Consider the following 6,605-nt stretch of genomic DNA (forward strand, 5'->3'; position numbering starts at 1 on the left):
GCTCCCTCGCAGCCCGCGCCTCCCAAGCAGCGCATGAGCCCGCAGGAAATGCAGTATCGCTCGATCGGCCCCGGCGGCTTCGTCCGTCAGGGCCCCGGTGACCAGCAGGCGCCGATCCCGCCGGCGCCGCCGCGGCGCCTCGTGCCCGCCAAGCCGAGCCCGGAGGTCGCCGACAAGACCAGCCTGCTCGAGCTCAACGATCGCATTTGCAAATGGCCGATCGGCCACCCGGGCGAGCCCGACTTCCATTTCTGCGGCGACCCGGCCAACCCCGGTTTCCCTTATTGCGTCGAGCATTGCGGGGTCGCCTACCAGGCGCAGCTCCCGCGCCGCGACCGGCGCCCTCCCCCGCCGATGCCGTTCGGCGGCCCGCGGGTTCGCTAGCCTCCGGCGCAAACCGTTAACCGGGCACATGAAAAGGATGCCCCGGGAGCGTGGCTCCCGGGGCTCAGCAATTCAACGGCGCCAAGCCTCAGGCGTTTTCCGCCTCGGCGTCGACCGTCTGTCTGGATGTCGGCTGATCGCCGCCGCCGATACGGTCGTGCTGCGGCTGGTCCTGAGTCGCGCCGATGTTGATCTTCCTGGGCTTCATCGCCTCGGGAATCTCGCGCACCAGCTCGATCGACAGTAGCCCGTCCTTGAGGTCGGCGCCCCGGACCTGGATGTGGTCGGCAAGCGCGAAGCGGCGCTCGAACGAGCGGTTGGCGATGCCCCGATAGATGAAGTCGCCGCCCTTCTCCTCGCTCTCCTCGGACTTGCGGCCGGAGACGAGCAGGACGTTCTGCTGCGCCGTGACGTCGATCTCGTCCGGCTTGAAGCCGGCGACGGCGAGCTGGATGCAATAATCGTTCTCGCCCGTCCTGATGAGGTCGAAGGGCGGGTAATTCTCCTGGGGCTGGCCCAGGTTGCTGTTCTCGAGCATGTCGAACAGCCGGTCGAAGCCGACCGTGGAACGCCGGAACGGCGCAAAGTCGAAAGCAGTACGCATGGTCTTGTCCTCCATTCGAGCAACTGGCGGAGCGACACGCTGCGTGTGGAGCACGTCGCCCCGTCGCCGGACCCATGAGGCGTCCGGCACCGATGATTTGGAACGGCTTTTTCGTGTTTCAAGAGTTGCGGAAATCGAATCGCCGCGATCGCGCCACCCCCGCCCTCACCCGCCGTGCGAGACGATCCAGTCGCGCTCCACCTCGAGCCAGTCGAGCTGCTGCTGCGCCCATTGGTTCGGGCTCAGCGCCTGCTCGTCGACGATCCAGCGGCCGCGTTCCTCGCAGTAGGCCGACGGCAGCAAATCGTAGCGCTTGCGCCAGGCGATGCAGTCCTCGCGCATCAGGTCGCGGATCCGACCGAGGTCCCTGTCGGTCAGCACGCGCCGTCGGCTCACCGCATCGACCAGCTCCTGTGCATCCTTCATCCGCCGCGCAAGCTCGATCCCTTACGCGCCCTTGGGCGTGCCCTTCTTGGCCGCGAGCTTGCCGAGGGCGACGAACGAGCCGGGGCTCTCGCCCAAGCCCGCTCCACTGCAACCCCAACATATCGGTCCCGCGCACCGCATCGATCGCGGCCGCAGCTGTGGAAAACCCGGCGTGCGACGCTTGGCACCACTCGAACCCGCCTCCTATACCCGCTTGCAAATGGCCGACCTGTTCTCGACTTCCGCTCCTCCCTCGTCCGATAATTACGATGCGTCCGCGATCGAGGTGCTCGAGGGGCTCGAGCCCGTCCGCCGCCGCCCCGGAATGTACATCGGCGGCACCGACGCGCGCGCCCTCCACCACCTCGCCGCCGAGGTCATCGACAATGCGATGGACGAGGCGGTCGCCGGCTTCGCCACCCGCATCGAGGTCACGCTCGAGCCTGGCAACCGCCTGACCGTCACCGACAACGGCCGCGGCATCCCGGTCGACCCCCACCCCAAATATCCCGGCAAGTCGGCGCTCGAGGTCATCATGACCACGCTCCACTCGGGCGGGAAGTTCGAGGGCAAGGCCTATTCGACCTCCGGCGGCCTCCACGGCGTCGGGGTCAGCGTCGTCAACGCGCTGTCGAGCGACACCGTGATCGAGGTCGCGCGCGACAGGAAGCTCTACCGCCAGAGCTTTGCGCGCGGGCTCGCCACCTCCAAGCTCGCCGAGGCCGGAGCTGCGCCCAACCGCCGCGGCACCACCGTCGCCTTCACCCCCGATGCGGAGATTTTCGGCACCGACGCGGCTTTCTCCCCCGAGCGCCTGTACAAGCTCGCGCGATCCAAGGCCTATCTCTTCGCCGGGGTGGAGATCCGCTGGCGCTGCGACCCCGCGCTCGCCTCCGCGCCAAATGATCCCAATGGCGTCCCCGAGAGCGCCGTTTTCCAGTTCCCGGGCGGCCTCGCCGACCATCTCGCCGAGCAGATCGGCGAGCGCCTCACCGTCACCAACCAGGCCTTCACCGGCAGCCAGGATTTCCCCGACAAGCAGGGCCGCGCCGAATGGGCGGTCGCCTGGCCGCTCTATTCCGATGGCTCGGAGCTCTATTACTGCAACACCATCCCGACGCCCGACGGCGGCACCCACGAAGCGGGGCTTCGCGCCGCGCTGACCAAGGGCATCCGCGCGTTCGGCGAGCTGGTCGGCCAGAAGAAGTCCAGGGACATCACCGCCGACGACGTCATGAACGGCGTCGAACTGATGCTCAGCGTGTTCATCCGCAACCCCCATTTCCAGAGCCAGACCAAGGACCGCCTGACCAGCCTCGAGGCGGCGCGCTTCGTCGAGGCCGCGGTGCGCGACCATTTCGACCATTATCTCGCCGACAACATGGACCGCGGCCGCGCTCTCCTCGGCTCGATCGTCGAGCGGATGGAGGAGCGCCTGCGCCGCCGCGCCGAGCGCGAGGTCCAGCGCAAGACCGCGACCTCCGCCCGCAAGCTCCGCCTCCCCGGCAAGCTCACCGACTGCTCGCAGGATGCGGCCGACGGCGCCGAGCTGTTCATCGTCGAGGGCGACAGCGCCGGCGGCAGCGCCAAGCAGGCGCGCAACCGCAAGACCCAGGCGATCCTCCCGATCCGCGGCAAGATCCTCAACGTCGCCAGCGCCACGCAGGAAAAGATCCGCGCCAACAGCGAAATCGCCGACCTCGCCCTCGCGCTCGGCTGCGGCATGCGCGACAAGTGGAGCGAGGACGCGCTGCGCTACGAGCGCGTGATCATCATGACCGACGCCGACGTCGACGGCGCCCACATCGCCACGCTTCTGATGACCTTCTTCTTCCAGGAAATGCCCGAGCTGGTCCGCCGCGGCCATTTGTTCCTTGCCCAGCCGCCCCTCTACCGCCTCACCAGCGGCGCCAAGACCCTCTACGCGAGGGACGACGCCCATCGCGCCGAGCTCGAAGCAAGCGAATTCAAGGGCAAGAAGGTCGAGGTTTCGCGCTTCAAGGGCCTCGGCGAGATGAACCCGAACCAGCTGAAAGAGACGACGATGGACCCGGCCACGCGCTCGATGCTCAAGGTGACCCTGCCGGGAGCCTACGAAGACCGCCAGCCGGTGAAGGACTTGGTCGAGCGGCTGATGGGCCGCGACCCCGCACCGCGGTTCGAGTTTATTCAGTCGCGGGCGTCCGCGGTCGATGAGGAAGAGATCGACGCTTGACGCCCCGAAATCGTCATTCCCGCGAAAGCGGGAACCCAGCGCTTTTCTCGTCATTCCCGCGAAAGCGGGAACCTAGCACTGCAAGAGAAGACTGCGGTAGCAGTCTGCCAGCTGCCACTGGCATTTCCTTTTCAGCTGGGTTCCCGCTTCCGCGGGAATGACGAATAAGGGAATGGATGCACGCCGATTTCCAACCCTGCGTTTACATCCTCACATCGAAGCGCAACGGCACCCTCTACACCGGCGTCACCTCTGACCTCCTTGCCCGCATCCACCAGCACCGCGAAGGTCGCGTGCGCGGCTTCACCCGCAAGTACGACGTCAAACTCCTCGTCTGGTTCGAACAGCATCCCACGATCCACTCCGCCATCACTCGCGAGAAGCGCATCAAGAAATGGAACCGCGCGTGGAAGCTGGAGCTGATCGAAGCGGAGAACCCGGACTGGCGAGACCTTGCCGAAGGTTTCGGCTTCGATCCACTCCCCTGATCGTCATTCCCACGAAAGCGGGGACCCATCCCCTTTTCGTGATCTCCGCACACGGGAAATCAGCCCCTTTTTTTCGTCATCCCCGCGAAAGCGGGGACCCAGCTGAACTCCACAATCGTCATTCCCGCGAAAGCGCGAACCCAGCGAAAGCAAGAAGTGCCAGCAGCAGCTGGCAGACTGCTACCGCAGTCTTCTCATTCAGCTAGGTTCCCGCTTTCGCGGGAATGACGAGTTTGACCCGTCCTTCGTCATCCCGGACTTGATGCGGGGGAGCCCGTCTAACGTCACGTAGTGACCGGAAAGCAATTCGCCAGAACTGCGGGAGTGACGAGCTGGTCGCCGCGGTGATGGCTGCAGGAGCCGCCGATCCTGTTCCTCTCTGTTAGGGTATCTTGAAGTGCGCGCGTCACGTTCGCAAGGGTCGAACCTCCCGAAAAATGGTCGAAGCAAGGAGAAGACATGGGCAAGGGCAGCGGGTTTGCGGTCGGAATCGCGGTTGGCGTGGCGATCGGCGTGGCCATTCACAACATCGGCGCGGGGATCGCCATCGGCGTCGCGATCGGAATCGCGTTCGGCGGCTATCGCTGCGCCCCGAAGAGAAGCGAGAACGCCGAACGCTGACCAGGCGCGGGGGCCGCCCCGGCTCCCGGTTATTCTTCGACCTTCACCACGTCGTGGAAGGGAACCGTGCACAGCACCGCATCGGATGCTCACTGCCGGCAAGGTCGCGAAGGTCCCGCGCGCCTACCTCCGACTCCACGAAGCGGAGCCTGCGATCGGGGCGTGAGAGGGTGCGGGTTACATGTCGAGCAGATGGCGCACGCATCCGGCATAGGAGCCGAACTCATAATCGGCGAGCTGCCCGGTATCGCGCAGGAAGCTGCAGGCCTCGTTCCTGAACGTCGGTTCGGTTGAACGGTCGAACTTGAAGCAGTCGCCAAGCTTCAACGGGATCGGACCCGCCGCCAGCATCGAACAGACGTCGTCGACGGTTTGAGCCGCCACCGAACTGGTCTGCCGCCCGGTGCCGACGGGCGCGAGCGCCACCGGTGCCGCCGGGACGAAGGCTGCCACGAAGATGATAAAGACCATGGCCACTCTCCACTCACTCGGGAAGCGGGGACGCGAACCGGCCGCGCCCCGCTTTTGCCTCGGTCAGATCACTTGACGGGGTTGCAGCCCGTCGCCGGGAACGCGGGCGAAGACCGGGCGGCCGGATCGCTCGGGCTCGACAGGAAGTCGTCGAAATGTGACTTGAAGTAACCGTAGGATTGAACGGGACCGCCCGGATCGATCTCGACCAGCGCTCCGCCGGGGCCGATCGGAAGATACAGCCCGTCGGGCGTGTCGTTGAGCCCCGAGTAGGCGCACAGTGAATTGCCGTTGACCGGCAGATCCTTGCCGCTCCCGGTGATTTCGCCGGCGAAAACGGGGCTGGCGGCGGTAGCGGCGAGAGCGACCGCCAAAGTGGCGCCGCGTGTCATGTGAACAAGCTTGATCATCGAACTTCTCCTCATCCTTGTTGCTGCTCGCGATTGGGTTTTGCGAACGCGCCGCATCATCCGCCGGGGAGGACACCGCGCCCAACAGGGCGATTGTGATGAATTGCTGATGGAAAGCTGATATGTTGAGCCAAGCGCGGCAAAACGCCGGGCGCCGGGGCACGCGAATGGCGCAGGACGACGACCAGGCGCTCGCGATCCGGCTCAGCCGCGAACCACCGTTCCTGCTCGGCGCAGTCGAGGTGCATCCCGCGACCCGCCAGGTCCTGCGCGATGGCCGGAGTGAGACGCTGGAGCCGAGGATCATGCAGGTCCTCGTGGCTTTCGCCCAGGCGAAAGGCTCGATCCTCGGCCACGACGAGCTGATCGACCGCTGCTGGGACGGCCGCGTCGTCGGCGACAACGCCATCCACCGCGCCATCTCCAAGCTGCGCGACCTCGGCCTGAATTTCGGCCACGGCACTTTCGAGATCGAAACGATCACCAAGGTCGGCTACCGGATGAGTGTTCGTGAGGCCGACGGGTCGCTCAAACCGCAAGTCGCAGAGCCGCTCCTGGACCGTTCGGAAGGTCAACAGGAATGGCGCGCGTCGCGTCGGTCCATGCTTGGCGCGGGGGCCGCTGCATCGGTCGCGGGCGCGTCGGGCCTCGGCTATCTCTTACTGCGGCCCGATCCGCTCGACGTCCGCGTCGCCGACCTGGTGGAACGCAGCGACGAGGCGATCCGCAACGCCCTTCCGGAAACGGACGCGCAGGGTGTCGGCTTCCTCGAGGAAGCGGTTGCGCTCGAGCCGAATAGCAAGCTCGCCTGGGGTCGCTTGGCGGTGGCCCGCGGGATCGCCGCCGAGCACGCCTCACCCGCCGAAATGGCGGCGGCCGTCGCCGGCACGCAGGATGCTGCGCGCCGCGCGCTCGCTCTCGACACCCGGCAGGCCGACGGGCTTGCGGCGCTGGCGCTGCTTCCGCCTTATTATGGCGACTGGCTC

Annotated in this window: 9 protein-coding genes; 5 read left to right on the top strand and 4 right to left on the bottom strand. The window is 66.3% G+C overall.

The window, feature by feature from the left end:
- A partial coding sequence (locus GH737_RS12045; protein WP_230558790.1) for a GcrA family cell cycle regulator occupies positions 1 to 384 on the top strand: 384 nt, incomplete at its 5' end.
- Positions 385 to 472: 88 nt separating this feature from the next.
- On the opposite strand, the gene GH737_RS12050 is transcribed toward GH737_RS12045, so the two are convergent.
- Positions 473 to 988 carry an Hsp20 family protein gene (locus tag GH737_RS12050; protein ID WP_155265056.1) on the bottom strand — a complete coding sequence of 172 codons (516 nt, stop codon included), beginning with the start codon at positions 986 to 988 and terminating at the stop codon, positions 473 to 475.
- A gap of 165 nt (positions 989 to 1,153) precedes the next feature.
- Positions 1,154 to 1,414 (bottom strand): hypothetical protein, encoded by a 261-nt coding sequence (locus tag GH737_RS12055; protein WP_155265057.1) that lies wholly within the window; start codon positions 1,412 to 1,414, stop codon positions 1,154 to 1,156.
- A 220-nt stretch (positions 1,415 to 1,634) separates the two neighbouring features.
- Between GH737_RS12055 and parE the strand changes: the two genes are divergently transcribed.
- The 3 genes from parE to GH737_RS15360 all read left to right on the top strand — a co-directional run bounded on the left by parE (position 1,635) and on the right by GH737_RS15360 (position 4,738).
- Positions 1,635 to 3,629: a DNA topoisomerase IV subunit B gene (gene parE, locus GH737_RS12060; protein WP_155265058.1), complete on the top strand. Its 1,995-nt coding sequence runs from the start codon at positions 1,635 to 1,637 to the stop codon at positions 3,627 to 3,629.
- Between the two features lie 176 nt (positions 3,630 to 3,805).
- Entirely contained in the window at positions 3,806 to 4,117 is a 312-nt protein-coding gene (locus GH737_RS12065) for a GIY-YIG nuclease family protein (RefSeq protein ID WP_155265059.1), read from the top strand.
- Positions 4,118 to 4,576: 459 nt separating this feature from the next.
- Entirely contained in the window at positions 4,577 to 4,738 is a 162-nt protein-coding gene (locus GH737_RS15360; RefSeq protein ID WP_196233141.1) for a hypothetical protein, read from the top strand.
- 177 nt (positions 4,739 to 4,915) lie between these two features.
- On the opposite strand, the gene GH737_RS12070 is transcribed toward GH737_RS15360, so the two are convergent.
- Entirely contained in the window at positions 4,916 to 5,215 is a 300-nt protein-coding gene (locus GH737_RS12070) for a hypothetical protein (RefSeq protein ID WP_155265060.1), read from the bottom strand.
- A gap of 62 nt (positions 5,216 to 5,277) precedes the next feature.
- Positions 5,278 to 5,619: a hypothetical protein gene (locus GH737_RS12075; RefSeq protein ID WP_155265061.1), complete on the bottom strand. Its 342-nt coding sequence runs from the start codon at positions 5,617 to 5,619 to the stop codon at positions 5,278 to 5,280.
- A gap of 167 nt (positions 5,620 to 5,786) precedes the next feature.
- Here GH737_RS12075 and GH737_RS12080 point away from each other — a divergent pair.
- The coding region (locus GH737_RS12080) for a winged helix-turn-helix domain-containing protein (protein WP_196233142.1) at positions 5,787 to 6,605 on the top strand (819 nt) is incomplete at its 3' end.

This window comes from Sphingomonas segetis (assembly GCF_009720245.1).
In the GTDB taxonomy this organism is placed as follows: domain Bacteria; phylum Pseudomonadota; class Alphaproteobacteria; order Sphingomonadales; family Sphingomonadaceae; genus Sphingomicrobium; species Sphingomicrobium segetis.